A 25362-nucleotide genomic window follows, 5' to 3' on the forward strand; every position below is an offset into this window, starting at 1 on the left:
CCGCCCGCGGGGTTCAGCCTGGCCTGACCGCCACACCGATCGCGGTCTCGGAGGCCGGCATCGGCACCCACGCGGGCAGCACCCATTCGTGACGGGCGCGCACGACCTCGAACCCCGCTGCGGCGATCGATCTCTCCGTGTGCCGGTGGGTGTGGCAGTTACCCAACAACCTGGGCCACACCGTGGCATCGGCAAGGCGTTGGAATCGGGCCCGCATGCCGGTCCCCGCAACGTGCTCGAGGAAGCGCAGTTCACTCCCCGGCCGCAGCATCGTGATCAGTTGTCGCAGAACGTCATCGGGGTCGGCGATCGAGCACAGCACCAGCGAGCACACCACCGCGTCGAACGGCTCACCCGCCGACGCGGCGTACCGCTCGACGGTCTCGGTGGACACTGTCACCGGCACCTTCGCGTTGACGGCCGCCTCGCGCGCCAAGACCGCCAGACGGTGCTCGGGTTCGATCGCGACGACCTCGGTGACGCTCGTCGGGTAGAGGCCGAAGTTGGATCCCGTGCCTGCACCGATCTCCAGCACCCGCCCGGTCAGGCCCTCGAGGTTCTCTCGGCGCAACACCCGGATGGACTCGGGTTCGCGGGTCGACATCGTCGACCACAGTCGGGCGAAGAACGGGTTATCGACCGAGTCCTGATCACCTGAGTCACTCATGTACCAAGCACCTTCAATCGTTCGAGGGTCTCCTGCGGCGGCACGTCAGGTCCGATCAGTGCCGATGCGACGTATCCGCACCACGCCGACCGCATGACGCGATCGGCGAACTCCTCGGCGTCACCGACCGGCAGATACGGCCGTGAGATGAGCAACGCCGCCACCCCGTGCACCACCGCCCATAATTCCAGAGCTGCGGCGCCGGAGTCACCGGGTGGGCAGATCCCCTCGGCCATCAACGCCCCGATGGAACTGCGCATGTGCACGAACGCGGAGCTGTTCAACGTGATGTCGACGTCGCTGCCGGGGCGCCCCTCGCCCATCGTGGCGATCCGGTATAGCTCCGGGTTCTCCATGGCGAAACGGACGTAGGCCAGGCCCTGAGCACGCAACCCCTCGATGGTCGAGGGCGCGTCGGCGGCCGCACTCTGCATCACCTCGTTGAGATGCTCGAAGTACCTGGCGCACACCGCATCCAGTAGCGCGTCCTTATCGGCGAAGTGCAGGTAGATCGACGGCGGGGTGATGCGCACGCGCTCGGCGACGGCTCGAATCGACACCGCCTTGGCGTGCCCGGTCTCCAGTAACAGATCGGTGGTGGCGTCCAGGATCTCGTCTCGCAGCTGGTCGCCGGAACCGCGGGGCGCGCGTCGGCGCTTGAGTGGCTGAGACGTCACGTCATTGACTGTCCCACGCGGTTGTCGCCGGCCGCTCCACCGCCTGCCGCATCGGCATCCTCGTCGGGACCGGACTCGCTGATTCCGATGCGCTGATGAAGTCGGACCAACGGTCTGGGCGCCCACCAGTTCCAGCCACCCACCACGTGCATGAAGGCAGGCACCAACATCATGCGCACCAACGTGGCATCCACCAGGACGGCAAGCGTCAGGCCGAGGCCGAACATTCTCATGAACGAGACCTCGGCCGCGATGAGCGCGGCGAACGATATCGACATGACCAGCGCCGCCGCGGTGATGACACGCCCGGTGCGTGCCAGGCCGAGCGCCACCGCCTCGTCGTTGTCGGCGTGGGCATCCTTGATCGCCTGACGTCCGGTGATCTCCGGTTTGCCCGCACGCAGCGTCAACCAGTACTCGCGGATGCGTGCGACGAGGAAGACCTCGTAGTCCATCGAGAGACCGAACGCGATGCAGAACAGCAGCACCGGCATGTTCGCCACCAGCGTTCCCGTCGGCGTCGTGCCGAGCGCACCGAAGTGGCCGTCCTGGAAGATCCAGACCAGCGCCCCGAAGGCGGCCGTCAACGACAACACGTTCATCACAACGGCTTTCAGCGGCAGGATCACGCTGCCGGTCAGCAGGAACAGCAGCCCGAAGGTGATCAACGCGATGAGGCCCAGCACCCACGGCAAGCGGGTCGTGATGGCCTCGACGCTGTCGCGGTTGATCTGCGCGATACCCGTCACGAGTACCGTCCGATCGCCTGGCCCCGCGATCTCGTGCAGGCGGTCGAGTTGGGCATCGGACGCCTCGGAGAACAGCGGCGCGCTGCTGCCGACGGTGAGGAATGCGCTGCCCTCGGCCACACCGGTCGCCGCCGTTGGCGGACCGACCCTGTCACCGGCGACGAAGGTGCCCGTCGGCGCGGACACCGCCGAGACGTCCGGGGTGCGGGACAGATCGGCGGCGTAGCGCTCGATTTGCGCCGGGGTCAACCCATCGGCGTCCGGGATGACGACGTTGATGTTGGTCGCCGAGTCGTCGGCGAAGTCGTTGCGAAGCTGGTCACCGACCTGGTGCGACGAGGCCGAGGTCGGTAGCACCCGGTCGTCGGGGAAACCCCACTTGACCGACAGGAACGGCGCACCGAGCGCGAGCAGCAGGACGACGACCGCCAGGCCGATCGGGACTGCCCTGCGCATCACGAGCTTCGCGCAGCGGTACCAGAACTGACGCTCCACGGGCTTCGGACCCGGATCAATCACCCGTCGGAACAACCGCCCCACGTTCAGTCCCTCGAGGCGATCGCCGAGCAGCCAGATCGCTGCGGGCGTCACGATAACCGCCGCGCCCGCCGCGAACGTGACCGTCGCGATGCCGGCGTAGGCGAAGGACTTCAGGAAGTACATCGGGAACAGGATCATCGCGCCCATCGACAGTGCGACCGTCGTGGCGGAGAAAAGCACCGTGCGTCCAGCGGTGGTCATGGTCCGGGTCAGCGCCCGGTCCCGCGGTACGCCGTTGGCCAGTTCGTCTCGATAGCGACTGATGATCAGCAGCGTGTAGTCGATCGCCAGTGCCAGGCCCATCGCCATTGACAGATTCAGCGCGAAGATCGACACGTCGGTGCTGAAGGTGATGAGCCGGAGCACCGCCATCGATCCGACGATCGCGAATGCACCGACCGCCATCGGCACCGCGGCGGCGATCAGGCCGCCAAAGACCCAGACCAACACGAGAAAGCTGAGCGGGATCGCGATCGACTCCATCAACAGCAGGTCGCGTTCGGACTGCGTGTTGATCTGCGCGTACACGATCGCGATGCCGCCGGCGCGAATGGTCAGACCGTCGCGGTCGTGCACCACCTCGTCGGCCAGCGTCTTGGCGTACTTCTGTGCGTTGTTCTCGCCGCCGGTGAGCCCCGCGACGATCAGTCCGGTCTTGCCGTCGCGGCTGGTCAGATCAGCGGCCGCCGCCGGCGGCACGGTCCAGGCCGATGTCACATTGGCGACGTACGGCGATTGACCGAAGTGCTCGACGATATCGGTGGCCGCCGCCCTGGCCGTCGGGCTGTCGAAACCGTCCGGCGAGGTGATCGTGATGAGCATCTGCATGTCGCCCTGGTCGAACTTCTCGGCGAGCAGCTGCGATGCCTGGGCCGACTCTGACGTCGGGTCCTGAAAGCCGCCGGCCGACAGGCTCTTGGCGACCGGTATCCCGAACACGGCAGCTGCGACGACCAGCACGGCTGCGATGCCGAGGACACGCCGAGGCGCGGCGATGGCGAGCAGGGCGATTCTACGCAGCACTTATGCCTCCATCCACGACAATATCGGCGCTAACTTATCAACGCTAACCTATGACCGTCAACGCATCTCTCCATCGAGACACGACCCCGTCGCGGCGATAGTTCACAGCACCGGGCTGCCAATATCCTGAGCGTATGGACATCACGGACGAAACGGACGTCTACACCTCGCGGACCTCCTCTCTCGCCGACTTCGGCCTGCTGGTCCTAAGGCTCGCCACCGGCGCGACGATGGTTCAGGCGGGGCTCATCAAGGCCTTCGACCTGCAGAGCGCCGTTAATTTCATGGAGACCGGTGGATGGCGGATGCCGCAGTTCGCCGCACTCCTGGTGACCATCGCCGAGACCACCGGCGGCATCGGCCTGATCCTGGGTTTGCTCACGCCCATCGCGTCCTGTGCCGTGATCGCCGCGATGATCGGCGCCTGGGCGGTCAACGTCTCCGGCGACGCATTCTGGTCGATGCCGTTCAACGTGCCGTTCATGGTCGCGTTCGCCGCAACGGCCCTGCTCTTCACGGGTGCGGGCGCGTTCTCACTGGACGCAAGAATCTTCGGCCGGGCGCGGTGGCCGGGATTTGTCGCGATCGTACTATTTGTCGTCGCTATCGCCGCGATACTCGCGACCTGGATCTTGCTGAATGGCACGAATCCGCTTCATCTGAGCGACCCGACGCCCTGAAACCTACCCCCGGGTAAGAATTGCCACCATTTTCCGAATCGTGACTCAACAAACTCTTAATAGTGATGGTTACTGTCCAGTACATGTGGATCGACGACACCAGTGCCGATGTCATCAAAGTTGATTTCGACGCCCTCTACCACGGGGACGTCCTGGTTGAGGGTGACACCTCAGAACAGTTCCCCGACCTAGCCGCCGCGGTCTAACCGCGGGTCGGCCCGGACGGGCCGACGCTGCATATGAGGTGACGCGCGGCGTGTCTGCGTCACGTGCACGCTCGACCGGAGCGCAACAAAGCCGCCGACCTACGTGTCGGCGGCTTTTTGCATGAGGCGCCCGACTGGAACGCCCGCACGAGATTGCACTGAGGGTCGTGAGCCGAGGGGAATCACGACCCTCAGCGCAATCTGAACACCCGGCTCAGCGGACTAGACGGCAGCGCTCGCGGTCTGCGAGACCATGCCGCCCAGTCGTGCGGCGATCAATTCCTCGGCCTCACGCACGATGCGTGAGATGAGTTCGTCGCAGGTCGGGATGTCGTCGATCAGCCCCATCACGGTGCCCACACTCCAGATACCGGCGTCCAGGTCGCCGTCTTCGAACACCTTGCGGCCACGCACACCCGCGACGAGATCCTTGACGTCGTCGAACTCACCGCCACCCTTGAGGATGTCCACAACCTCACGCGACACCACGTTGCTCGCGACGCGAGCGGTGTTGTTCAGGCTGCGGAAGATCAGCTCGGTGCCGCGTTCGTCGCCGGCCACGATGGCTTCCTTGACGTTCTGATGGATGCACGACTCGACGGTGCACATGAACCGCGAGCCCATGTTGATACCGTCAGCGCCCAGCGCCAACGCCGCAACCAGTCCGCGGGCATCGGCGAAGCCGCCCGAGGCGATCATCGGGATCTCGATCTGCTTGGCCGCCGCCGGGATCAGGACCAGTCCTGGGACGTCGTCCTCGCCGGGGTGGCCCGCACACTCGAAGCCATCGATGCTGATGCCGTCCACACCCAGGCTCTGCGCCTTGACCGCGTGGCGCACCGAGGTGCACTTGTGCAGCACCTTGATGCCGTTGTCGTGGAACATCGGCAGGTGCGGCGCCGGGTTGGATCCCGCGGTCTCCACAATCTTGACGCCCTCGTCGATGATGACCTGGCGGTACTCGTCATAGGGCGGCGGGTTGATCGACGGCAGGATCGTCAGGTTGACCCCGAACGGCTTGTCGGTGAGTTCGCGCGTCTTGGCGATCTCGCGGGCCAGATCGGCAGGGGTGGGCTGAGTCAATGCCGTGATGAAACCAAGGCCACCGGCATTGGCGACCGCGGCCACCAACTCCGCACGGCCGACCCACTGCATACCGCCCTGGGCGATGGGGTGCTCGACCCCGAAGACCTCAGTGAACTTCGTCGTGATGCTCATCTGTGCTCCTTGCTCTTCGCGCAGGCTCTCATCGCGGCGCCATCCGAATCGCGCCATCCAGACGGATGACCTCACCGTTGAGCATCGCGTTCTCGACGATGTGCACGGCAAGTGCGCCGTACTCGTCGGGATCGCCGAGGCGAGCGGGGTGCGGAACCTGCTGGCCCAGTGACTTCTGCGCCTCCTCGGGCAGCGAGCCCAGCAGCGGGGTCTTGAACAGCCCCGGGGCGATGGTGCAGACGCGGATCAGGCTCCGCGACAGGTCGCGGGCGATCGGCAGCGTCATACCGACCACGCCACCCTTTGACGCCGAGTAGGCCGCCTGACCGATCTGGCCCTCGAACGCCGCGACCGAGGCGGTGTTGATGATGACGCCGCGCTCCTCACCGAGGGGCTCGTTCTTGGCGATCCGCTCGGCAGCCAGACGCAGCACGTTGAACGTGCCGATGAGGTTGACCTCGACGACCTTCTTGAACCCATCGAGCGGGAAGGGACCGTCCTTGCCCAGCGTCTTGATCGCGTTGCCGATACCCGCGCAGTTGACGTTGATCCGCAGCGGTCCGAGCGACTCCGCGACATCGAGCGCCTTGGACACGCCGTCCTCGTCGGTGACGTTGGTGGCGACGAACTTGGCGCGGTCACCGAGTTCGGCCACCACTTCCTCGCCCTTGAGGTCGATGACGACCACGCTGGCGCCTGCGTCCAACAGTCGTTTCGTGGTGGCCAGGCCAAGCCCGGAGGCTCCACCGGTGACGACCGCTACGGCGTCTTTGATCTGCACAGATGCATTCCTTTCATGGGGGTGGCCGGCATCCCCGGCCAACTGACAGTTGGGGCTATGCCCAGTCGTGCTGTTGGGGCTATGCCCAGTCGCGCAAGACGGCCTCGGTGTCGGCACCGGGCACCCCGGGCGGGGTGGGTGTCGGAGGCTGGCTGCGGGAGAACCGCGGAGCCGGCATGGGCTCCAGGTTGTCGCCATCGGCGAAGAAGGTGCCGCGTTCGGTGATGTGCGGCTCGGTCTGAACCTCGGCGAAGCTCAGCACTGGTGTCACGCACGCATCGGTGCCGTTGAAAACCCTGGCCCAGTGGTCGCGGTCCTTGGTGGCGAACGCCGTGGTGAATGCCTCGCGCAGCTCGGGCCAGCGAGCCATGTCGTTCTGGCCGGGCAGCGTGGCGGGATCCAACTCCAGGCCCGCCAGCAGCAGCGCGTAGAACTGTGGCTCGATGGCGCCGACTGCGACGTAGCGGCCGTCGGCGGTCTCATACGTGTCGTAGTAGGGCGCACCGGTGTCGAGCATGTTGGTGCCGCGGACATCCGACCACATTCCGGTGGCGCGAAAGCTCCACATCATCTGCATCAGGACGCTGGAGCCGTCGACCATCGCGGCGTCGACCACCTGCCCCTTGCCCGAACTCTGGCGCTCGAACAGCGCGGACAGGATTCCCACGATGAGGAACATCGACCCGCCGCCGAAGTCACCGGCCAGGTTCAGCGGCGGCACCGGCTTCTCGCCCTTGCGGCCGACGGCGTGCAGCAGACCATTGAGCGAGATGTAGTTGATGTCGTGGCCGGCCTGCAGCGCGCGTGGACCGTCCTGCCCCCAGCCCGTCATACGCCCGTAGATCAGCCGCTCGTTGACCTTGGCGCAGTCATCGGGGCCAAGGCCGAGGCGCTCGGTGACACCGGGCCGGTAGCCCTCGATCAGAACGTCGGCCTTGGCGATGAGGCTCAGCACCAGCTCGCGGCCCTCATCGCTCTTGAGGTCGGCGGCGACCGAGCGTCGGTTGCGCAACATCGAATCGCGACTGGGCGCGGGTACGCCGCCACTGTTTCGGGGCGGCCGCTCGACGCGCACGACATCGGCCCCCAGATCGCCGAGAATCATCGCCGCATGCGGCCCGGGGCCAATGCCCGCCAACTCGACGACTCGCAATCCCTGCAGTGGTCCCGCCATCGCAACGCCCCTCACCAGTTGAATTGTTGACCGCCGACGTAGCTTACTTGTATAACCAAGTCGATTACGCTGCGGGCCGCAGGCTCGCCAAACGCGAACGAGGCACGCATGAGCACGACCGAGTCCTACACCGGCATCGACGATCTCACGGTATCCCTGTCGGACGGGGTGCTCTCGATGACTCTGAACCGTCCCGACAGCCTGAACTCGCTGACCGCGGCGATGCTGTCGACCATCACCTCGACCATGGAACGCGCAGGTGACGACCCGGCGGTGCGAGTGGTCCGGTTGGGTGGCGCAGGCCGAGGATTCAGCTCAGGCGCGGGTATCGGCGCCGAGGACCGCGCGAACCCGGGCGCGAGCGGAGCCCCCGGCGACGTGTTGGAGGCGGCGAACCGTGCGGTCAGCGCGATCATCAGTTCGCCGAAGCCCGTCGTCTCGGTGATACAGGGTCCAACTGCGGGGGTAGGCGTCTCTCTGGCCATCGCGGCCGACATCATCCTCGCCTCCGAGACGGCCTACTTTCTGTTGGCGTTCACCAAGATCGGCCTCATGCCCGATGGCGGCGCCTCGGCGTTGGTCGCGGCCTCGATCGGTCGCACACGTGCGATGCGGATGGCGCTGCTGGCCGAAAGGCTTTCCGCGGCTGATGCACTCACGGCAGGCCTGGTGAGTGCCGTCTACCCCGCCGACGACCTCGACGCGGGAGTCGACGCCGTCCTGGCGAGGTTGAAGTGGGGGCCCGCGGTGGCGCTGCGCAAGACCAAGCACGCGATCAACGCCGCCACGCTCACCGAACTCGACGCCGCGTTCGGCCGCGAGACCGAGGGCCAGATGACTCTGCTGACGGCCAAGGACTTTCACGAGGGCGCCATGGCGTTCCAGGAGCGCCGCGCGCCGACGTTCACCGACGACTGAGTCGCCGCTGTCCACGTTGAGATAGCGGTCAGCGCGCAAAGCTGCGAGAGACCACCACCGCCAGCGCTATCTCAACGGCTTCTGACGCCGAATAATCGTTCGACTCAGCGGGGGTCGGTGCCCGACCATTGATTGGTGAGTACGCAATTCGGCCTCGATCAGTCCGCGCAGAGGCGCGGCGGCTGGCGTGTGCTCGCACCCTTCTACACCCGCGAGTACCGCCTGCTCATTGGCGCACTGGCCATCTCGATATTCGCCGAGGGTATGTGGGCCGTCGTGATGGCACTTCAGGTCATCGCCCTGGACCCCGACCCGACGTCGCTGTCCCTGGTCGCGACATGTCTGGGCGCTGGCCTGGTCTCCTTTGTCCTGGTGGGTGGAATCGCCGCCGACCGGATCAACCAGCGGACCATCATCATCGCCGTCGAGACGGTCAACGTCATCACGGTGTCCACGGTCGCTGTCCTGGGTTCTGTTGGCGCACTGCGTATCTGGCACATGGCTGTGGCCGCCGGGACGCTGGGCATCGCCGCCGCGTTCTTCTTTCCCGCCTACAGCGCACTGCTGCCGCGCATCCTGCCCGCCGAGCAGCTGCTCGCCGCCAACGGCGTCGAGGGTGTGGTTCGGCCAGTGTTCCAGCGGGCGGTCGGCCCCGCGGTCGCGGGCGTCCTGATCGGTGCCACGTTCCCCGCGCTGGGCGCGTACGTGGTCGCCGGGCTCTTCGCGATAGGCCTAGTGCTCCTGATCGCGACAAGGCCGCCGGCCGACGCCGCGGCCATTGCCGACGTCAAGCGGTCCCATGTCCTGCGCGACCTGCGGGACGGCTTCACGTTCATGGTCGGCACACCGTGGCTGCTGTGGACCCTGCTGTACGCGAGCATGTTCGTGCTGGTGGTGATCGGTCCGATCGAGGTGCTGTTGCCGTTCATCGCGCAAGACCGCTTCGCCGACGGCGCCCGCGCCTACGGGTTCATCCTGGCGTTCTTCGGCATCGGCAGCGCCATCGGCGCGCTGGCCGTGTCCTCGGGCCGGCTGCCACGGCGCTATCTGACGGTGATGATGTCGATGTGGGGCCTGGGCTCACTGCCCCTGATAGTCGTCGGCGCCACCTCGTCGTTCCCGCTCATGGCGGCCGCGACGTTCATCGTCGGCGTCACCGACGGCGCGGGCATGGTGATCTGGGGGACGCTGCTGCAGCGTCGCGTCCCGAGGGAGATGCTCGGCCGCGTGTCGAGTCTGGACTTCTTCGTGTCTCTGGCATTCATGCCGGTGTCGTTCGCGATCGTCGGCCCGCTGTCCAAGGTCGTGTCGATGCAGACGATCTTCGTCGTGTCGGGTATCGCGCCGGCGGTGCTGGCCGCGGTCGCGCTGCTCGCCGCGCGGATGCCGCGCGACGAGATCGCCAACCCGCTGCGCTAGACGTTAGACGCCGAAGATCGGAGGCAGTGCGAGCACCATGGCCAGACCCCAGAAGAAGTGGGTCAGCATCGGTGCGAGCACTCCCCCGGTCACCCGGCGCTCATAGGCGCACACCCCGCCGAGGATGATGCCCGCGAAACCGAGCATGGGGTTACCCGCGGCCGACACCGCGATGGCGTACACCAGGGTCGACACCACCACCGGGTAGAACCGGCCCAGCGCGCTGTAGAGCGCACCGCGGAAGAACATCTCCTCTGCCACACCGTTGATCACGGTGATGAGGACGACCAGCAGGATCGGTCCATAGTTCGCGAACTCCAGCACCGCCACGATGTAGTCGCGCACGGGTGCGATCTCTCGGGCCACCAGCGCGCCGACGATGAACGCCGCGGCCACCAGCAGGCCGATGGCGACGCCCAGCACGATTGGCCGCCTGGTGCGGGCGCGAAAACGGATGTGGCCCAGGTGCAGTGGGCCTGAAGCCCACGCGCCCAGCGCCCACACCGCCGCCAGCGCCAGCGTCAGCCAGTAGAACGCGGTGTCGCCCGGTTGCCGAGTCAGGGAGAACCCGAGCAACACGGCACCGGCGACGAGAACGACACCAACGACGATGCGCCGGCGACGCACGGTCGACGGCGCTTCCTCGTGGGGTACCGCCCGGGTGCTGGCGATCGTTCCGATCTCGGCCATGAGGCTCATGCGGTGGCGCCCTTGGGAATCAACCCAATCAGGTGGTCCAGGCCGGTACGGACCGCTCCCGCAACGGGGCCAGGGACGGCGCCGAGCAGGCCGATCGCGGGCCGGACGAACGACGGTGTCACCGCCGCGGCGAGTCGCTGCAGACGGAGTCGGTCCCCGCCCGCCCAGTCGGGATCGGTGTCGGCCAGATGATGCGGATCGGCCAGGCCGTTGACCGGCATGGCACGGTCACCGCTTAGCGACCGCGTTATCGCGTCGTCGATCCCCACCAGTCCGCCGGGCGGATGGGCGACCTTGCCACACAGTCTGTCCTGGGAGGCCATCATCGGAAAGTCAAGGGAGTCAACGAGGTCGGACGCCAGGTTGCCGGGAACCGGAAGCAGCGCACCCGTCAGGAATGATGCCAGGCCGGTGTTGACGCCCCGCACGCGCACGCGCGCACGCCATGCACCGGCGATCCGGGCGTAAGACGCCAACAGGTCGCCGTATGAGGTGGTCTCGGGGCCGGCGATGTCATACGCCCCCGCGGGCACGACGTCACCGTCCGCCGCCGCGACGAGGTAGTAGAGCACGTCGCGGATCGAGATCGGGTCCATCGGATTGGCCGACCACTCCGGCATCGGGAGCACCAGGAAGCGATCACTGACGTAGCGCAGCATCTCGAACGACGTCGACCCGGCGCCGATGATCATCGCCGCACCCAGCCACACCACGTCGGGCCCACCCTCGACGCTCAGCGCCTCGGCCACCTCCGCGCGGCTGGCCAGATGCTCGGAGAGTTCGTCGTGCTCGGGGACGAAGCCGCCGAGGTAAACGATGCGACGCACACCGGCGGCCTTCGCGGCGGCCGCGGTGATCGCCGCGGCCCGGTTGTCCGCCTGGCGGAAATCGGGTTGCCCGATCCCGTGGACCAGGTAGTAGACGACGTCGATGGGGCCCGTGTCGGCGAAGGCACGGGCCGCGGATTCCGCGTCATGGGCGTCCAGAGCGATTGGGGTGACGTCGGAGAACCAGCCGAAGGCCGTCAGCTTCTGGGGGTCTCGGCTGGCCGCGACCACCTCGTGACCGGCGCCAAGGAGTTCACCGACTAGCCGCGAGCCGACGTAGCCGCTCGCACCTGTCACCAACGTTCGCATGCGCTTCACCGTAGGGCTGTACCCGGGCAGGCCCCACCGGAACCGTGATGTGGGCAGGCCCTCATCGGAATACTCCCGCATCGACCGCGGCCAACACCGCATCGGCCGCGCGGCGGGCATCTCTTGTGGTCAGAGGCGTTGTGCTGGTGAGAAATTGGTAGTACAGCGGAGCCGAGACCTGGCCGATCACCGCTGTCGCGTCGGTTCCAGTCGGTGCCTCACCTCGCCGTATCGCGTCCTCGACGCACGCCGCCCACTCCGCGATACGGCGCCGATAGAACTCCGCCAGCGCCTCGGCGGTCCGGTCGTCACAGGCCGCCGCGGCGATGATCGCCTTGAACAGTCGCCCCTGCCGCGGATCAGACAGCGTCCTGCGGACCAGTTCCGCGTTGGCGTGCAGGTCACCGCGCAGCGACCCGGTGTCGGCGCGGCGCACCGACGTCTCGGCCATGTCTCGCAGCAGGTCGGCGATCAGCGCCGGAACGGTTCCCCACCTGCGGTAGACGGTGGACTTGCCCACTCCCGCGCGCTCTGCGATGAGCGGGATCTCCAGACCGGCGAGCCCTGACGCGACGAGCATGTCCGCCACGGCACGGAGGACTGCGGCGCGCACCGCGGCGGTGCGTCCGCCTGGCCTGCGACCGGCTGCCGTCGTCACGACTACCACCTTAACGGGAATATCGTTTCATTAGCCGTAGTTGCACCTGCCGAACGCTAACAAGACCATGTTCCCATTAAGGAGTAGGCAATGGAGTATCGACGGGTAGGCGACTCTGGGCTCGTGGTGTCCGAATTGAGTTTCGGCGCCGCGACCTTCGGTGGGGTCGGTGACTTCTTCGGCGCGTGGGGCGACACGGGTGTCGATGCGGCGCGGCGGATCGTCGACCTGTCCCTGGAGGCAGGCATCACGCTGTTCGACACCGCGGACGTGTACTCCGACGGCGCCTCCGAGGAGGTTCTGGGCGCCGCGCTGCGGGGACGCCGCGAGGACGTGGTCATCTCGACCAAGGCAGCGTTGCCCACCGGGCCCGACGACTGGGGGACATCGCGGAGCAGGCTGCTACGCGCCGTCGACGCCTCGCTGCGACGGCTGCAGACCGATCGCATCGACCTGTTCCAACTGCACGCCTATGACGCGTACACACCGATCGACGAGGTTCTGCAAACACTGGAAACACTTGTCGTACAGGGCAAAATCCGGTACGTCGGCGTCTCGAACTTTGCCGGCTGGCAGCTGATGAAGTCGTTGGACCTCTCCGAGGCGCACCATCGCCCGCGCTATGTGGCGCATCAGGTCTACTACTCGCTGGTCGGTCGCGACTACGAGTGGGAACTCATGCCACTCGGTGTCCAGGAAGGTGTCGGCGCCATCGTGTGGAGCCCCCTGGGGTGGGGTCGACTGACCGGCCGGATCCGAAGGGACGCACCGCTTCCCGAGCGCAGCCGGTTGCACTCCACCGCCGACGCGGGCCCTCCGGTCGACGACAAGCGCCTGTTCGCGATCGTCGACGTCCTCGATGACATCGCCGCAGAGACGGGCAAGTCCGTTCCCCAGATCGCACTGAACTGGCTGCTCACCCGGCCTACCGTGTCATCAGTGATCGTCGGGGCGCGCGATGAACGACAACTCCGGGAGAACCTGGGCGCCGTCGGCTGGCGACTGGACGAAATCCACCTGGCCCGGTTGGACACCGCCAGTCGGATCGAGGCGCCCTACCCCTACTTTCCGTACTACCGACAGGAGGGGTTCGCGCGGCTGAACCCACCGCTGGTGGGTTAGTCGCCCGCTCCCCTGTGCAGCTCAATCAGATGCTGATACGCCTGCGCATTCAGCCTGTTGTGGTCGACCTCGGCGTCGGTCAGTTCGCGCCGGATCTTGCCGGGCACGCCAGCGACCATCGACCGTGGCGGAATCACCGCGCCCTGCGGCACGACCGCGCCGGCGGCCACGAGTGAGCCCGCCCCGATCCGCGCGCCGTTGAGGATGATCGCACCCATCCCGATCAGGCAGTCGTCCTCGACGATGCAGCCGTGCACCACAGCGTTGTGGCCGACGGTGACGCCCGCGCCGAGCCGGACGGGAAAGCCGGGGTCGACGTGGACGGTTGCCCCGTCCTGGACGTTGGACCCGAAGCCGATCTCGATGGGCTCGAACTCGGCGCGCAGGGTCGCGCTGAACCACACGCTGGCCTTGGCGGCGAGCGTCACCTGTCCGATCAGTGCGGCATTGGGTGCCACCCAGGACTCGTCGTGCAGATGCGGCGTGTGGCCGTTTACGGGCAGCAGAAGGGGCTCGGGCATGCGGAGAATCGTAGGCAGGGGCTCTCGTTCGTCGGTCACGTGCCCCGCACCCGGGTCACGCGCCCTGATAGACCTTGCGGTAACTCGACGGCGACATGCCGATACCGCGGCGCAGATGGTGTCGCAGGTTTCCGCCCGATCCCAGGCCGGAGAGGCGGGCGACCTCGTCAACGGGCAGATCGCGGGACTCCAGGAGTTCACGGGCGCGGTCCACGCGGCGGTTCCGGATCCACGTGCCGGGTGCCTGGCCGGTCTCCTCGCGGAAGCGGCGATTGAACGTGCGCGGACTCATGTGCGCGTGTCGCGCCAGCCGGTCGACGGTCAGTACCTCGTCGAGGTGTCGCAGCGCCCATTCCCGCGTCGCCGCGGTGGACGCACCGTCGTCAACCTGCAGGTGCCGGTCGATGAACTGGGCCTGACCGCCCTCGCGCCACGGCGGCACGACGCAGTAGCGCGCCACGTCGTTGGCGATCCGGGAGCCGTGATCCGAGCGAATGAGGTGCAGGCACAAGTCGATTCCAGCGGCCAGCCCGGCCGAGGTCAGCACATCACCGTCGTCGACGAACAACACATCCTCGTCGACGTTCACCCGCGGATGTAGACGCCTCAGCGCGTCGGCGAACTTCCAGTGCGTCGTGGCCGGCCGTCCGTCGAGGACGCCCGCCGCCGCCAGGACGAACGCACCGGTGCAGATCGACACCATCCGCGTGCCCGGTCGGATCGCGTCGAACGCGGCACGCGCGTCCGGTGCGAGCACACCGTCTTCACGGGCGGGCCGATAGCGGGTGCCGGGCACGATGACGGTGTCGGCGGTCGCCAACGCCTCGGCCCCCGCCGTCGGCACGACGTCGAAACCGTTGGCGCCGGGTACGCGCTCGGTCGTCAGACCGCAGACCACCACGTCGTAGAGCGGGCTGCCGTCCTCGTCCGTGGCGGCGCCGAACAGCGTCGGCGGGATCGTCGCGTCGAAGGCGACGACCGGCGGCAGGAGCAGGACGGCGACGCGGTGCACGTCTGCCATCTTGGCATGTTTTTGACGATTGGTGTCATTCATGCCACTGTCGCGCCGCCGCCCGCTGGGCGACAGTTGTCCGATGACGGTCGACTCGCCCGCCGCCACGAGCCGGCGCCCTCGTATCCACTGGGCGTGGGTGGTGACAGGTGTCAGCTTCATCGCGATTCTGGGTGCGGCGGGATTCCGTTCCATCCCCGGCGTGATGATGAACCCGCTGCACGACGAGTTCGGCTGGTCCCACGGCACCGTCGGGCTGGCGATGTCGGTCAACATGACGCTGTTCGGCGTCACCGCGCCGTTCGCCGCCGCCCTGATGGACCGATTCGGCATCAGGCCGGTGTTGACCGTGGCCCTCACTCTCATCGCGGCAGGATCGGCGCTCTCGGTCACGATGACGGCGAGCTGGCAGCTGGTGCTGTTCTGGGGTGTGCTCGTGGGCATCGGCACCGGGTCGATATCGATGGGATTCGTGGCGACGATCGCCACCCGCTGGTTCGAACAGCGGCGCGGGCTGGTGACCGGTGTGCTCACGGCCGCCAGCGCGACGGGCCAGCTGATCTTCCTTCCCGTCGTCGCCGAGGTGACCGTCCGGCACGGCTGGCGTTGGGCATCGCTGATCGTGGCCGCCGCCGCGCTCGCCGTCGTGCCGCTCGTGCTGGTGTTCATCCGCAACTACCCGGCCGACAAGGGCGTCACGGCCTATGGCGGATCGGCATCATCGGCTCCCGAGTCGTCACCCCCCGCGAGGCTCCAGACAGGGAGCTTCCGCGCCGCATTCGACGGGCTGCTCATCGGCGTCCGGGTGCCCGCGTTCTGGCTGCTCGCCGCGAGCTTCGCGATCTGCGGCATGACCACGAACGGGCTCATCGGCACGCATTTCATTCCGGCCGCCAACGACCACGGCATGCCGACGACGGTCGCCGCGGGTCTGCTGGCCACGATCGGCATCCTCGACGTCGCGGGCACGGTGTTCTCCGGTTGGCTCACCGACCGCGTCGACCCTCGACTTCTCCTCGTCGTGTACTACGCGGGCCGCGGCGTGTCACTGCTGCTACTGCCGTCGCTGCTGTCTCCGCATGCCAACCCGGGCACGTGGGTTTTCATCATCTTCTACGGCTTGGACTGGGTCGCCACGGTCCCGCCGACCATCGTTCTGTGCCGGAACTACTTCGGCACCCGTGCACCCGTGGTCTTCGGTTGGGTTTTCGCCTCCCACCAGATCGGCGCCGCCGCCGCGGCGGCGGGGGCTGGTTGGCTGCGCGATCTGCGGGGCGACTACGACCTTGCCTTCTACCTCGCCGCAGGCCTGTGCGCCGTCGCGTCGCTACTGTGTTGGCAGGTGCGCAGAGCGCCGGTCGACACTGCGGAAACCGGTGCCTGACGCTGTGGCCCACGTCACTGCGATTTGGCGTGTCACAGCGTTCTCCACATACCATTTTCGGGGGCGCCCGCGTCGGGGGATGCATTTCCGCCCAATTTCCGAGTAAGACGACGCGTCGTATGAGCTGAGGAATCTATGTTGAAGTCTCGTAGCAGCAAGGTCGTGGGGCTTTCCGCCGCGATCGCCGCACTGGCCATCTCACTGCCACTGGCAGTCACCGCCCAGGCCGACCCGCCGCCCACGGAGCCCGTTGCGGTCAAGCCGCCGCCGGACCCGCAGGGTGACTGCGACCCGCTGCGCAAGGAGCTGTCCACCGCAGGCACCAGCCTGGCGCAGCTGGACGTTCTGCCCGTCGGTCAGGCGCTGGCCAAGATCCCGTCGCTGAGCACTTTCACGTCCGCGATCTCCGGTGGTCTGAACCCCGAGGTGAACATCGTTCCCGTGCTCGAGAACGGTCCGTATGTCGTGTTCGCGCCGAACAACGCGGCATTCGAGAAGCTCGAGCCCGGACAGCTCGACGCGCTGAAGGCCGATCCGGCCGCGCTGACGTCGCTGGACTACTACCACGTGTTCCTCGGCCTCCTCGGCCCCGCCGAGGTCAAGGGGCAGCGGCCCACCCAGCAGGGTGCCGAGATCAAGGTCACCGGCAAGGACGGCGACATCAAGGTCAACGACACCGCCAAGGTGATCTGCGGCGGCATCCAGGCCAGCAACGCCCGGATCTACATCATCGACACCGTGCTCGATCCGGGCACACCGCCTGAGGCCATCACCCCGACGGCGACGTCGACCACCGCGACGACGAGCGCGACGGCCACCACCGAGCCCGCTCCGCAGCCTGCTGCGGAGGCCCCGGCCGAGGGCTGAGCCAACACCACACACGACGAAAGAGCGGCTCGGGACAACGTCCCGAGCCGCTCTTTCGTCGTCTGCGAGGCGCTCTAGAGCCCCAAGTCCTTGCCGATGATCTCCTTCATGATCTCGGTGGTGCCGCCGAAGATCGTCTGGATGCGGACGTCGACGTAGTCGCGTGCCACCTTGTACTCGTTCATGTAGCCGTAGCCACCGTGTAGCTGCACGCAGGCGTCGACGACGCGCTTGTTGAGCTCGGTGCACCACCACTTGGCCTTGGACGCCTGCACGGCCGTCAGATCGCCGTCAACGGCGGCGCGCAGGCACCGGTCGATGTACTGCTCGCCGATCTCGAGTTCGGTGTCCAACTCGGCCATCACGAACCGGTTGTGCTGGAAGCTGCCGATCGGCTGTCCGAACGCCTTGCGGTCCTTGACGTACTGCAGCGTCTCGGCGAATGTCGCGCGGGCGCCGGCGATCGCGGCGATCGCGATGGAGAGCCGCTCGGACGGGAGGTTGGTCATCAGGTGGTAGAAACCCCTGCCCTCCTCGCCAAGCAGGTTGGCGTTCGGCACGCGCACGTTCTCGAAGTGCAGCTCGGCGGTGTCGGCGGCGTGCAGACCCATCTTGTCGAGCTTGCGGCCGCGGGTGAAACCCTCCATACCGCGCTCGACGACCAGCAGTGAGAAGCCCTTGTGGCCGGCCTCGGGATCGGTGCGGGCCACCACGACCACCAGGTCGGAGTTGATACCCGCGGAGATGAACGTCTTGGACCCGTTGAGGATCCAGTCGTCACCGTCGCGCACAGCCGAGGTCTTGATGCCCGCCAGATCGCTGCCTGCGCCCGGCTCGGTCATCGCGACCGCTCCGATCAGCTCACCGGTGATGTAGCCGGGCAACCACCGTGCCTGCTGCTCGTCATTGGCCAGGTTCACGAAGTAGGGCCCGACGATGTCGTTCTGCAGGCTCAGTCCCGGTGTCGCGGCACCGAACTTGGCGAACTCCTCGACGATCACGGCGTTGAACCGGAAGTCGTCGGATCCGCCGCCACCGAACTTCTCCGGCAGGTTGAAGCCGATCAGGCCGTACTTGCCTGCCGCGACGTAGGATTCGCGATCGACGAGGCGCTCGCTCTCCCACTTCTCGACGTTGGGCGCGCACTCCTTCTCCAGGAACTGGCGTGCGGTCTCCCGCAGCTGCTCGTGTTCCTCTTCGAAGACCAGTCTCTTCATCTTTCTCGTCTTCCTCTCGCTTACTTGGCTTTCCAGACCGGCTGACGCTTCTGTGCGAAGGCCAGCGGCCCCTCCATGGCGTCCTCGGAGCGGAACACGACCTTCATCTCTCGCATGGTGCGGTCCCAGCCGGCCTTGTCGCCGGTGATGACACCGTCATCGACGCCGTGGGCCACCCGCTTGCTGGCCTGCACTGCCAGCGGTGCGTTGCTCGCGATGCGCTCGGCCAGCGCCACCGCGGCGTCGACCACCGTGCCGTCGGGCACCACCTGATTGATCAGACCCCACCTCAACGCGTCGGCCGAGCTGAGCGGCTCACCGGTGAGAATCATTTCGAGGCCCACCTTGCGCGGCAACTGGTCGACGATGCGGAACACGCCACCCGCAGCGGCGATGAGCCCCCGCTTGACCTCGGGCAGGCCGAACTTCGCCCGCTCCTCGGCGACCACCAGATCGCTGGCCAGCGCCAGCTCGGTGCCGCCGCCGAGCGCGGTGCCGTTGACGGCCGCGATCGTCGGCTTGTCGATGAAATGACTGACGTAACCCGCGAAGCCGTACTCCGGATGCTCGGGGTGAAAGAGGTTCTCGCCCCGCGAGATCGCCTTGAGATCGGCGCCTGCGCAGAACGACTTGTCTCCCGCGCCGGTCAGGACGACAACCCGCACGTCCGGATCCGCCTGGGCTGCCGCCAGTGCATCACCGACGGCGGTGCTCACCGCGGCGTTGATGGCGTTGCGGGCGTCGGGACGGTTGATGGTGATGATCAGGATGTTGCCCCGCCGCTCGGTGAGAGCGGCCGGGGCCTCCTGCTGAGTCTCGGTCACAGCAGCTCGAGGATCGTCGCGTTGGCCTGGCCGCCACCCTCACACATGGTCTGCAAGCCGTACTGAATTCCCTTGTCCCGCATGTGGTAGAGCATCGTGGTCATGATGCGGGCACCGGATCCGCCGAGCGGGTGGCCCAGGGCGATCGCGCCGCCGTTCGGGTTCAGCTTCTTCTCATCGGCACCGATGTCCTTGAGCCAGGCCAGCGGCACCGGCGCGAACGCCTCGTTGACCTCGAACACACCGATGTCGTCGAGCGACAGACCGGAGCGCTTGATCGCCTTCTGCGTCGCCGGGATCGGCGCGGTCAGCATGATCACCGGATCCGCACCGGCAAGCACCGCGGTGTGCACCTTGGCGAGTGGCTTGAGCCCCAACGACTTCGCCTTCTCCGCCGACATGAACAGCAGTGCCGCCGAGCCGTCTGAGATCTGCGAGCTGTTACCCGCGTGGATCACACCGTCTTCCTTGAAGGCGGGCTTGATGCCTGCCATGGACTCGATGGTGCCACCGCGACGGATGCCCCCGTCTTGGAGGACAGGATTTCCGTCCTGGTCCTTGATGGCCACGATCTGATCGTCGAAGGCGCCGGAATCCTGTGCGGCAGCTGCCTTCTCATGGGAGTCGAGCGAGAACTGGTCCAACTCGGTACGGCTGAGACCCCACTGCTGCGCGATCATCTCGGCGCCGGTGCCCTGGTTCGGAGTTTGCGAGTAGCGGGCGCGGAAGGCCTCGGGGTACGGATGCCCACCGCTGGCCAGCGACGCGCCCATCGGAGTGCGGGACATCGACTCCACACCACCGGCGACAACGACATCGTAATGACCCGCGACGACACCGGCCGCGGCGAAGTGCACCGACTGCTGACTCGAACCACACTGGCGGTCGACGGTGACACCGGGCACGGATTCGGGCCAGCCGGCGGCGAGCACCGCGGTACGGGCAATGTCGAGTGCCTGCTCACCGGCCTGCATGACGCAGCCCCAGATGACGTCGTCGACAAGGGCGGGGTCGATGCCGGCGCGCTGGACCAGACCGTTGAGGACCTGGGCGGACAGCTCGCCGGGGTGGACGCCCGACAGCGCTCCGTTGCGCTTTCCGACTGGCGACCTTACGGCCTCGACGATGACGGCTTCAGCCATGGAACTTCTCCTTCGAAGGGTGGTGGCGGCGTGGGAGCGCACCCGATCCGGTCATCACCGAAGGTAGATCAGTAGGTTTACTAGGTCAACCTACTGGTTGGTAGGGGTATTGGCGTGGTTCAGCTAGATCTTCCATGCAGGGACAAGGGCCCACACATGTTTTACTGAGTTGACTAGCTGGCCGCGCGCTCCGCGCGGCGGGACACAGGAGAACCATTGGCTTCCAACACGCCGCTGGCACCAATGATGGGACCGGACAATGCGGCGCACCGCAGCGGCGCGCCGATCCGGTCCCCGAAGACTGCCGAACTCGTCGCCGGAACGCTACGCCGCATGGTGGTGGACGGCCAGCTCACCGACGGCGACTTCCTCCCCAATGAGGCCGAGCTGATGGCGCACTTCGGCGTCAGCCGACCGACCCTGCGTGAGGCGGTCCGGGTGCTGGAGTCTGAGCGCCTGGTCGAGGTGCGTCGCGGTTCCCGCACCGGCGCCCGGGTGCGGGTGCCGGGGCCGGAGATCGTCGCGCGGCCCGCGGGTCTGCTGCTCGAGTTGTCGGGCGCCACCATTGCCGACCTCATGGTGGCGCGGGCAGGCATCGAACCCTTAGCCGTGCGGCTGCTTGCCGAAACCGGTACGCCGGAGGCTTTCGACGAGCTCGAGATGATGGTGGCCGAACACATCCCCGCCGGCTGGCAGTCCGATCGACTGGCCCAGACAACAGGCGATTTTCATCGTCGCCTGGTGGAGTTGTCGGGCAACACCACGCTCGCGATCATCGCGGGCATGCTGCACGAGATCACCGTGCGCCACACCGAGTTCGCCTTCAAGGAAGGCCGCCCGGTGTCGAAGGCGGATTACGACAAGCTGATGCGGTCCTATGGGCGCCTGCTGCGGTTGTTGCGCTCGGGCGACGGCGCCGCGGCCGAGGCGCATTGGCGCAAGCACGTTGACGTGTCACGAGAGCTGTCGTTGCAGGGACTCGAGGACGTCAAGGTCCGCGACGTCATGCGGTAGGCGTTCGCGTCCAGGTCACCTGCACCGGCACCGTGTCATCCCACGGTTGGCGAGTCACCATGTCGGCGACGCGGACGATACCGCGTTCGAACTCGCCCGTCGCGGCGTCGACGAGGCGGTACTCCTGCTGCTGCTTGTGAATCGGTTGCGCGTCCAAGATCAGCACGCGCACCTCGCCGGGCTCGAAGTTGCACCGCTTCTGCAAAGCGGCGATCAGCTGCTCATTACTCATGTGCCCGTCACCGAAGTTCCAGCCGATCGCCGTGCTGCAGATCCGCTCGCCGTCGGTGAGCGTGTAGTCGGCCTCGTTCTGACCCGCCATCGCCCGGTGGGCCAGGGTGAACATCGCTCGGCCGTGAGTGTTGAAGGCGCGGAACGCGTACCCCATGTACTGGTACATCTCGGCCGTCTCCCTGCTGCCGTAGAACTTCTCCATCTGCGCGGCGGGCATGCTCGCGATCGCCACGATGCCGTCGGCGATCTTCTGTTCGGCTGACGGCTTGAGGCACCACAGCGTGGTGTCCCAGTTGCCCGCGTAGTAGCGCATGCCGGGCAGGAAGGAGACCTTGCGCGGGAACAGGTTCCCCAGCACCACCGTGCCGGCGACCACGACGAACAGCACGATCGGCCACGGGCTCTGTAGGTCGCCAAGACCGATCCCGGCGTGCCCGACGAACAGCGCCAGCACGCTGAACATCATGAACACGTTCCACTCCAGCGGGACCCCCATCGGGATCGACGACAGGATGCCGAAGTGGAAGCACAGCATGACGAACGCGGCGATCGCCGTCGGCCAGCCACCGTGGGAGAAGAACAGCACCAACGGGACCAGACCCTCGATGGCCGTGCTGAAGTGCGCCACGAAGCGCGACAGCCGGCCCGGCCGCAGGTCATCGGGAAAGCGCTCGAAGAACTTGCGCTTGATCCATGGCGGCCGGAACACCGGGTTGTTGCTCATCATCGTGGAGATGACGAACGGGAAGTGCTTGTTGAGCTTGGACGTCGCGGCACCGATCCAGATCACCAGGCAGACGAGCTTGGCCGCGATGATGATGTCCGCGCCACCGAACAGGAAGCACACCGCCAGCGCGGCGTACACCTCACCGCGTGCGGCCAGGAAGATCACCTTGTCGCGCAGACCGGCCACGGCCAGGATGCCCAGGATGGTCGCGGTCTGCCACACCGGGAGCACGCCTATCTCGGTGCCGAGTTCGGGGATGGGGCCCGTGCCATCGGAGAAGAGCGCGATAACCAGGACCACCAACAGGGCCGCGTAGAGCACCACGTCGACAGGACCACGCGCGTCGCCCCTGGTGAACGGCACCCGGTTTGGCCAGGGTGGGAGCCGAATCGTATTGGGCCGCAACCAGTACAGCATCGAACCCATGGGCGGGAAGAACCGGTTGTTGAGCGGCCCGAACCCGCAGCCCAGCCCGACCACCTCGAACAGCAGCGTGTAGAACACGACCTTCTGGAAGACGATCGGTTCGGCGTACCAGTTGGCGACGTTGGTGAAGCCGTCGATACCGCTGGTGGTCAGCACGATCAGCCACGCCACCAGGACGTAGGCCAGGATCTTCACCACGTAGAACAGGTGCAGCACGACCGGGGTTCCGAAGCCGACCTCGGCCCAGTGCCTGGCCATCGGAACGATCTTCTCGGCCCGGGTGCCCTTGCTCCAGGTCTCGTAGTCCACCACGGGCGTGTTCTGCTTCAGAAAACCCATGGGCGCAAGACTAGAACGTGTTCTAACCCAGCAGCGCCGAAACTGCGGTCAGATCGCGAATTCACGGATTTCGGCGATCTCCCCGCAGTTTCGGCGAGAGACCTAGGCGTCCTTGGCCACCGGCGGGCGGAAGAAGATGACGAGCTGGCCGATGCCACCCAGCAGGCCGAGCACAACGGCGATGAGCAGGCCGCACCAGCCGTGCAGGAAATGGTAGAAGTCGGCACCGGAGAACAGCAGGTGATCCAGGCTGTACCTGCCCGCACCGGTTCCGGCGATGGCCACGGCAGCGACCGCGAGGACCAGGTTGTACTCCCAGCCCTCCTTGACGATGAAGAAACCGTTCTTGCGGTGCACCGTCCACGCAGCGACCAGCATCAGTGCGACGAAGCCGGCGGCGGGCACCGGTGTCAGCAGCCCGAGAGCCAGGCCGAGTCCTGCGGTGATCTCGGTGGTGGCGGCGATCCGCGCGTGGAACAGGCCCGGCTTCATGCCGATGCTGTCGAACCAGCCGGCGGTGCCGGGGATCCGGCCACCGCCGAAGAGCTTGTTGTATCCGTGTGCGGCCATGGTCAGGCCGAGTACCACGCGTAGCGCGAGGAGCGCGAAATCAGCAGCAGAGTCGTAGGCAGTCACGCTACAGAATCTAAGCCATCTGTTAAGCCGATGCCCAGCCCTATCCCCTTTGCGCGCACCGGCGCGCAGCGCTACGTCCCGCCGAGCGCCTGCTCAAGACGTGCGACGTAGGAGTCCAGGCCCGCCGGGAAGTCGCCAAGCGCGGACTCGGCGGCGCACACGGCGACCGATATCGTGTCGCCGATTCCCGATACGCAGTGCGTCAGGCCCATCATCGGCGACAACCCCGGGAATGCGGCGATGAGAGCGACCGGCACACCACCGAATCCGAAGTCAGCCGCTCCCCCGTTCACGCTGGAGACGACGGTGTTGCCGGTCACCTCGGCCAGTTGCACGTCGGGGTTGAACTGTCCTGTCCCCCAGCGCAACAGGGGTGCGGGCGTCGCGGCGAACGCGATATCGGCGGCTCGCATCGCGGGATGGGCGCCGCGTTGGCGCCGTGCGGCGATGTCGGCGGCGATCCGCGTCCCCCGCTCCCCGGTGGTCAGGTCCGGGTAGAGGCCGACACCGGCCGTGCCGAAGTGGTTGTACGCCCGTCGAGGCAGCGCCTTGGCCATCATCAACTCGGCGCCCAGCGTCGACGGGTCCTCGCCGAGGTCGCGCAGCTGCGCCGACAGTGCCGTCGAGATCGCGACCAGTGCGGACACCGTGACGGTCGGGCCGCTCAGATCGGCCCGTCTGGCGACCGCCGTCGCCATGCCACGTGCCCCGGCGGGGCGCGCGTTGGTCCGCAGCACGGGGCAGACGCGCGCGGGCGGCGGGACCAGCCCCGCCTCGGTGTCGGCGACGAGCTGTCGGTGCGCGCGGGCGGCACGGAAACCCAGCAGCGGCATGGCGGCCATGCTCGTCGAGAACGGCGTCACCTCGGGCATCGTTGCGTTCCGGCCGAACATGATGGCCGCGGAGTGCGATGTGCGGCCCCCGCCACCGAGCGCGTGCGATATCTGCAGCACGGCCACGGTGCCCGGCCCGCTGGCAGTGGGGACACCGGGTACACCCTCCACCCCGACGAACACGACCAATCGCCAGGCGGCCCGCCGCGCGTCGAGCTGGTCATCGACGAGCAGGCTCACCGCGCTCAGGCATCCGGCCCACGTCGAGTCCTCGAGATCACAGACCTCGACCTGTGCCGGGTCGACACCGCACTCGACCCAGCTCGGATAGGCCAGCCCGCCCGGGTCGTCGATGCGCACGCTGAGTTCGGAGCAGCCGCGCGCCCGCTCACGCACCTGCTCCAGTGCGTGATCCAGATCGTCCGGCACGCCGGCGAACCCGTACAGCAGCACGGTGTCGTTGGGGATCTTGGCCGACATCCAGAACGTCTGCGCATCGACCGCTGTCAGTCGTGGCAT

The 25362-nt window shown here is 67.0% G+C and carries 25 protein-coding genes; 8 read left to right on the forward strand and 17 right to left on the reverse strand.

The window, feature by feature from the left end; all coding sequences use genetic code 11:
- Positions 1-13: 13 nt before the first annotated feature.
- Genes ABIA65_RS08445 through ABIA65_RS08455 form a run of 3 tightly spaced genes read right to left on the reverse strand, consistent with a single transcriptional unit; the run spans position 14 to position 3656 of the window.
- On the reverse strand, positions 14-667 hold the full coding sequence (locus tag ABIA65_RS08445) for a class I SAM-dependent methyltransferase (protein ID WP_354523240.1): 654 nt from the start codon (positions 665-667) through the stop codon (positions 14-16).
- On the reverse strand, positions 664-1344 hold the full coding sequence (locus tag ABIA65_RS08450) for a TetR/AcrR family transcriptional regulator (RefSeq protein WP_241403741.1): 681 nt from the start codon (positions 1342-1344) through the stop codon (positions 664-666). Before ABIA65_RS08450 ends, ABIA65_RS08445 begins: the two co-directional genes overlap by 4 nt.
- Entirely contained in the window at positions 1341-3656 is a 2316-nt protein-coding gene (locus ABIA65_RS08455) for an MMPL family transporter (RefSeq protein WP_354523241.1), read from the reverse strand. The genes ABIA65_RS08450 and ABIA65_RS08455 overlap by 4 nt, the downstream gene beginning before the upstream one ends.
- Positions 3657-3790: 134 nt before the next feature.
- On the opposite strand from ABIA65_RS08455, the gene ABIA65_RS08460 reads away from it, so the two are divergent.
- Complete coding sequence (locus tag ABIA65_RS08460) at positions 3791-4336, forward strand: DoxX family protein (RefSeq protein ID WP_241403739.1); 546 nt, start codon at positions 3791-3793, stop codon at positions 4334-4336.
- Between the two features lie 83 nt (positions 4337-4419).
- Entirely contained in the window at positions 4420-4542 is a 123-nt protein-coding gene (locus tag ABIA65_RS08465) for a hypothetical protein (protein WP_090363461.1), read from the forward strand.
- Between the two features lie 222 nt (positions 4543-4764).
- On the opposite strand, the gene ABIA65_RS08470 is transcribed toward ABIA65_RS08465, so the two are convergent.
- From ABIA65_RS08470 to ABIA65_RS08480, 3 genes are all read right to left on the reverse strand, one after another.
- Entirely contained in the window at positions 4765-5760 is a 996-nt protein-coding gene (locus ABIA65_RS08470; RefSeq protein WP_354523242.1) for an NAD(P)H-dependent flavin oxidoreductase, read from the reverse strand.
- Positions 5761-5788: 28 nt separating this feature from the next.
- Positions 5789-6541 (reverse strand): 3-hydroxyacyl-CoA dehydrogenase, encoded by a 753-nt coding sequence (locus ABIA65_RS08475; RefSeq protein ID WP_241403737.1) that lies wholly within the window; start codon positions 6539-6541, stop codon positions 5789-5791.
- A gap of 79 nt (positions 6542-6620) precedes the next feature.
- Positions 6621-7715, reverse strand: a complete 1095-nt coding sequence (locus ABIA65_RS08480) for a CaiB/BaiF CoA transferase family protein (protein ID WP_354523243.1) — start codon at positions 7713-7715, stop codon at positions 6621-6623.
- 108 nt (positions 7716-7823) lie between these two features.
- Here ABIA65_RS08480 and ABIA65_RS08485 point away from each other — a divergent pair, with 108 nt between their 5' ends.
- On the forward strand, positions 7824-8633 hold the full coding sequence (locus ABIA65_RS08485) for an enoyl-CoA hydratase (protein ID WP_354523245.1): 810 nt from the start codon (positions 7824-7826) through the stop codon (positions 8631-8633).
- A 135-nt stretch (positions 8634-8768) separates the two neighbouring features.
- Entirely contained in the window at positions 8769-10052 is a 1284-nt protein-coding gene (gene tet(V), locus ABIA65_RS08490; RefSeq protein WP_354523246.1) for a tetracycline efflux MFS transporter Tet(V), read from the forward strand.
- Between the two features lie 3 nt (positions 10053-10055).
- Here tet(V) and ABIA65_RS08495 read toward each other — a convergent pair whose 3' ends face one another.
- The 3 genes from ABIA65_RS08495 to ABIA65_RS08505 are packed head-to-tail and all read right to left on the reverse strand — an operon-like array spanning position 10056 to position 12545.
- The gene (locus tag ABIA65_RS08495) at positions 10056-10751 is read right to left on the reverse strand and encodes a CPBP family intramembrane glutamic endopeptidase (protein ID WP_241403733.1); all 696 of its coding nucleotides are present in this window, start codon (positions 10749-10751) and stop codon (positions 10056-10058) included.
- The gene (locus tag ABIA65_RS08500; protein WP_354523247.1) at positions 10748-11896 is read right to left on the reverse strand and encodes an NAD(P)H-binding protein; all 1149 of its coding nucleotides are present in this window, start codon (positions 11894-11896) and stop codon (positions 10748-10750) included. The genes ABIA65_RS08495 and ABIA65_RS08500 overlap by 4 nt, the downstream gene beginning before the upstream one ends.
- Positions 11897-11948: 52 nt before the next feature.
- The gene (locus tag ABIA65_RS08505; RefSeq protein WP_354523248.1) at positions 11949-12545 is read right to left on the reverse strand and encodes a TetR-like C-terminal domain-containing protein; all 597 of its coding nucleotides are present in this window, start codon (positions 12543-12545) and stop codon (positions 11949-11951) included.
- Positions 12546-12635: 90 nt separating this feature from the next.
- On the opposite strand from ABIA65_RS08505, the gene ABIA65_RS08510 reads away from it, so the two are divergent.
- Complete coding sequence (locus ABIA65_RS08510; RefSeq protein ID WP_241403730.1) at positions 12636-13667, forward strand: aldo/keto reductase; 1032 nt, start codon at positions 12636-12638, stop codon at positions 13665-13667.
- Here ABIA65_RS08510 and ABIA65_RS08515 read toward each other — a convergent pair.
- A complete protein-coding gene (locus ABIA65_RS08515; protein WP_241403729.1) occupies positions 13664-14188 on the reverse strand; it encodes a gamma carbonic anhydrase family protein in 525 nt (174 codons plus the stop codon). The two genes, ABIA65_RS08510 and ABIA65_RS08515, sit on opposite strands and share 4 nt — an antisense overlap.
- 55 nt (positions 14189-14243) lie before the next feature.
- A complete protein-coding gene (locus ABIA65_RS08520; RefSeq protein ID WP_354523738.1) occupies positions 14244-15200 on the reverse strand; it encodes a GlxA family transcriptional regulator in 957 nt (318 codons plus the stop codon).
- Between the two features lie 82 nt (positions 15201-15282).
- On the opposite strand from ABIA65_RS08520, the gene ABIA65_RS08525 reads away from it, so the two are divergent.
- Together ABIA65_RS08525 and ABIA65_RS08530 are read left to right on the forward strand one after the other, a co-directional pair.
- Positions 15283-16584, forward strand: a complete 1302-nt coding sequence (locus ABIA65_RS08525; protein ID WP_354523249.1) for an MFS transporter — start codon at positions 15283-15285, stop codon at positions 16582-16584.
- Positions 16585-16722: 138 nt separating this feature from the next.
- Positions 16723-17451 (forward strand): fasciclin domain-containing protein, encoded by a 729-nt coding sequence (locus ABIA65_RS08530; RefSeq protein ID WP_354523739.1) that lies wholly within the window; start codon positions 16723-16725, stop codon positions 17449-17451.
- Positions 17452-17525: 74 nt separating this feature from the next.
- Here ABIA65_RS08530 and ABIA65_RS08535 read toward each other — a convergent pair whose 3' ends face one another.
- The 3 genes from ABIA65_RS08535 to ABIA65_RS08545 are packed head-to-tail and all read right to left on the reverse strand — an operon-like array spanning position 17526 to position 20634.
- Positions 17526-18668 (reverse strand): acyl-CoA dehydrogenase family protein, encoded by a 1143-nt coding sequence (locus ABIA65_RS08535; RefSeq protein ID WP_241405519.1) that lies wholly within the window; start codon positions 18666-18668, stop codon positions 17526-17528.
- Between the two features lie 20 nt (positions 18669-18688).
- Positions 18689-19492 carry a crotonase/enoyl-CoA hydratase family protein gene (locus tag ABIA65_RS08540; RefSeq protein WP_241403727.1) on the reverse strand — a complete coding sequence of 268 codons (804 nt, stop codon included), beginning with the start codon at positions 19490-19492 and terminating at the stop codon, positions 18689-18691.
- Positions 19489-20634 carry a thiolase family protein gene (locus tag ABIA65_RS08545; RefSeq protein WP_354523250.1) on the reverse strand — a complete coding sequence of 382 codons (1146 nt, stop codon included), beginning with the start codon at positions 20632-20634 and terminating at the stop codon, positions 19489-19491. The genes ABIA65_RS08540 and ABIA65_RS08545 overlap by 4 nt, the downstream gene beginning before the upstream one ends.
- Positions 20635-20850: 216 nt before the next feature.
- Between ABIA65_RS08545 and ABIA65_RS08550 the strand changes: the two genes are divergently transcribed.
- A complete protein-coding gene (locus ABIA65_RS08550) occupies positions 20851-21648 on the forward strand; it encodes a FadR/GntR family transcriptional regulator (RefSeq protein WP_241403725.1) in 798 nt (265 codons plus the stop codon).
- Here the strand turns inward: ABIA65_RS08550 and ABIA65_RS08555 are convergent.
- The 3 genes from ABIA65_RS08555 to ABIA65_RS08565 all read right to left on the reverse strand — a co-directional run bounded on the left by ABIA65_RS08555 (position 21638) and on the right by ABIA65_RS08565 (position 25362).
- Complete coding sequence (locus ABIA65_RS08555) at positions 21638-23374, reverse strand: DUF3556 domain-containing protein (protein WP_241403724.1); 1737 nt, start codon at positions 23372-23374, stop codon at positions 21638-21640. The genes ABIA65_RS08550 and ABIA65_RS08555 overlap by 11 nt on opposite strands.
- A 102-nt stretch (positions 23375-23476) precedes the next feature.
- Complete coding sequence (locus ABIA65_RS08560; protein WP_354523251.1) at positions 23477-24010, reverse strand: DoxX family protein; 534 nt, start codon at positions 24008-24010, stop codon at positions 23477-23479.
- A 71-nt stretch (positions 24011-24081) separates the two neighbouring features.
- Positions 24082-25362 (reverse strand): DUF1298 domain-containing protein, encoded by a 1281-nt coding sequence (locus ABIA65_RS08565; protein ID WP_354523252.1) that lies wholly within the window; start codon positions 25360-25362, stop codon positions 24082-24084.

Source organism: Mycolicibacterium sp. 624 (genome assembly GCF_040548615.1).
Classification (GTDB): domain Bacteria; phylum Actinomycetota; class Actinomycetes; order Mycobacteriales; family Mycobacteriaceae; genus Mycobacterium.